Below are 3,028 nucleotides of genomic sequence, written 5' to 3' on the forward strand. Positions count from 1 at the left end.
GTTGATCGTGTCGGCCTGCCCGCCCATCACCACGAACTGCGGCTCGTCCAGTCCGACGAGGTGGGACGAACGGTCCGTTCACTCCGGTGCGACCGCGGGTGCGGCTACGGCTTCTGCGGTACCAGCGCGTCGCCGTGGTAGCGGCAGTTCGCCGCCCACAGCAGGTACGACGGCATGCCGTCGTCCTCCGCGGCCTTGATCTGCGCGGCCACCTCGGCGGGTCCGTAGCTGGCGCCGAGGCTGAAGTCCTGCAGCCACGGGATGATCTGCACGTCGGTCCCCTCGACCGCCTTGGCGAACTCGGCGAGCGAGCGCTGCACGATGTCGTAGGGCTGGGTGTTCGGGTCGTCGACGCCGAACTCGCCCGGCCCCCAGTGCGACGGGTAGACCATCGGTGCGATGTAGTCCACGTACTTCGCCATCCGCGGGATGTCCTGGGCGATCTGGGTGGGCCGGTCCACGGCGATGCCGAACACCGACGCCCCGAGCAGCGCCCCCTTCGAGCGGACCGCCGTCTGGGTGTCGCGGAGGAAGTCCGCGATGCCCTGCTCCGGCGTGGTGTGCAGCCCGGCGAAGCGCATCTTCTCGATGCCGCCGTCCGGCCTGCGCACGTAGTCGTAGAGGATGTCGTCGAAGCCGAGCGAGGCGGCCTCGGCGGCGAGGTCGATGTTGTACTGCCGCACCGCCGGGTCGGCGAAGTTGGTGAACGCGAAGTCGCCGTACCCGCTGCTCCACGGCTGCCCGCCCGCGGTCTGCACGACCCGTTCCCGGTGGCCTTCGCGCCAGGACGCCTCGCCGAGCACCGGATCCTTGAAGGCGACGAGCCGTCCGACGACGCGCACGCCCATGCCGTGCAACTGGTCGAGGGCTTCGCGAGCGTCGTAGTAGTTCTTCACGGCGCCGATGCGGTTGGCCTCGGGCAGCGCGGAATCGTAGGGGATCTCGCCGCTTTCGTCCTTGATGTCGAGCTCGACGGTGTCGATGCGGCCCTGCCTGGCGAGTTCGAGCACGGGTTCGCGCAGCGAATCGCTGGTCCAGGCGAGCCCGGTCATGTGCACGGCGCGCATGCCCGGGTGCTTGATGTGCACGGTCATGGTGCGCTCCGCGCGGTTGCCCGCGAGGTCGGTGGCCACGACCTGGACTTCCCGTTCCGGCCTGTCGACGACGGCGGAGAACGCGCCGTCCGGACCGGGCCGGACCGGTTTGCCCGCGACGGTCACCTGGTCGGCGCCCGCGGCCTTGCCGGTGACGGTGACGGGTTCGCCGAGCTTCTCGGGCCGCAGCGAATCCTCGACCTGGAGTTCCGGTGGCGCGCTGTCCACTGTGAACTCGTGCGTGGTGCTGGCGGAGCCGAGCCAGGAGATCGCCCTGGGCGTGATGACTTCCAGCGCGTGGGAGCCATCGGGCACGTCGGCCGCGTGCACGGCCACCGCACCGTCCTGGGGCGTGGTGGGCACGGGTTTCCCGTCGAGCAGGACGGTGGAATCGGCGCGTTCGGAGCGGATCTGAATGGATCCATCGGCCGTCGCCTCGGAACGCACCGGGTGCGACGGCAGCCCGTCCACCCGCACGTCCTCTGTGGACAACATGCGGAGCAGCACGTACCCCGCGATCAGCAGCACGATGACGGCGACGGCGACGACGGCCCACTGAGGGATGCCGCCGATTCCGTTGTCACGGCTGGGTTTCGTTGGTCCTGGGGCCCCTTCGGGCGCAGGTTCGGTCACAGCTTTCGCCTCCCCGACGTCGGCGAATCCGGACAACTGAACACGTTACGTTGCCGGTCGAATGTTCGCGCCACCCTTCCAGGTAATAACGCGGAGATCAACAAGTGACTTTGAGTATCCACATCGGCCCAAAACTGCACTAACGTGCGAACCGATGTTGAGCGTGATCGAGCGCACCTGCGCCGTGACGGCGGTGGCGCTGCTCGCCCTGTCCGGTGCCGCGTGCAGCACCCAGGACCCAGCCCCCGACACCCCTGACGTCGCCGCTCCGCCGCCCCCGCCACCGGCACCGCCGCCACCGCCGGCGCCGGAATCGGTGCACGCCAACGAACTCGGCAAGGTCCCGGTGCTGATGTACCACCGGATCACCACCGAGCCGAGCAGCGTCTACGACCGCACCCCGCAGGACTTCCGCGCCGAGCTGGAACGGCTCGCCGCGGAGGACTACACGCCGATCACCGCGAGCGAGTACGCGAGCGGCCGCATCGACATCCCCGCGGGCAGGCACCCGGTGGTGCTCACCTTCGACGACGGCTCCACCGGCCAGTTCGCCCTGGACGGCGCCGGGCAGCCCGCGCCGGACACCGCGGTGCGCATCCTGCTCGACACCGCCGCCGAGCACCCCGAGTTCCGCCCCACCGCCACCTTCTTCGTGTTCGACCCGCCGTTCGAGGACCCGGGCGGGAAGACCACGCTGCCGTGGCTGCACGAGCACGGCTTCGAGGTCGGCAACCACACCCTGGAACACCCCAACCTCGGCCAGGTGAGCTCCGCGGAGGCGCAGCACCAGATCGCCGGCATGCAGCGGGAGATCAACGAGGTGCTGCCCGACGTGCCGGTGCGCGCGCTGGCGCTGCCGCTGGGCGTGCACCCGGACGACGAGGCGCTCGCCGCGGACGGGAGCGCCGAGGGCGTGACCTACCACCACGACGCGGTGTTCCTCGTCGGCTCCAACCCGGCGCGCTCCCCGTTCGACGCGGACTTCGACGGGCAGAACATCCCGCGGATCCGCTCGCAGGCCGCCACCGGGGAGGAGGCCGAGTACGGGTCCACCCAGTGGCTGGACAAGCTGGCGGGCGACCCCGAATCGCGCTACACCTCCGACGGCGATCCGGACCGGATCTCGGCCCCGAACTCCGCCTCCGCGGATCCGGCCCCGAACCTGCCGAACCTCTACCGCTACTGACCGGGTGAGTGGCCCATTCGCCCACTGTCATCGGGCCAATGGGCCCCTCACCACGGGTGGAGCGGGGAGCACAGAGGAGTTCGACCGGGTCGACCCAGATCATGACCCCATCCGC

Annotated in this window: 2 protein-coding genes; one reads left to right on the plus strand and one right to left on the minus strand. The window is 70.1% G+C overall.

Going from position 1 to position 3,028, the window contains the following annotated elements:
- Positions 1-104 precede the first annotated feature (104 nt).
- Positions 105-1,727, minus strand: coding sequence for a putative glycoside hydrolase (locus tag ABZ805_RS29200; RefSeq protein WP_358447129.1), 1,623 nt, complete (start codon positions 1,725-1,727; stop codon positions 105-107).
- Positions 1,728-1,881: 154 nt separating this feature from the next.
- On the opposite strand from ABZ805_RS29200, the gene ABZ805_RS29205 reads away from it, so the two are divergent.
- A complete protein-coding gene (locus ABZ805_RS29205) occupies positions 1,882-2,913 on the plus strand; it encodes a polysaccharide deacetylase family protein (RefSeq protein ID WP_358447132.1) in 1,032 nt (343 codons plus the stop codon).
- The last annotated feature ends 115 nt before the right edge of the window (positions 2,914-3,028 follow it).

It is taken from the genome of Saccharopolyspora sp. NPDC047091 (genome assembly GCF_040643635.1).
Lineage (GTDB): Bacteria > Actinomycetota > Actinomycetes > Mycobacteriales > Pseudonocardiaceae > Saccharopolyspora_C.

Excerpts from the sequence above, each read along its gene's own strand:
- ABZ805_RS29205 (WP_358447132.1), top strand. The coding sequence starts at position 1,882 with ATGTTGAGCGTGATCGAGCGCACCTGCGCCGTGACGGCGGTGGCGCTG.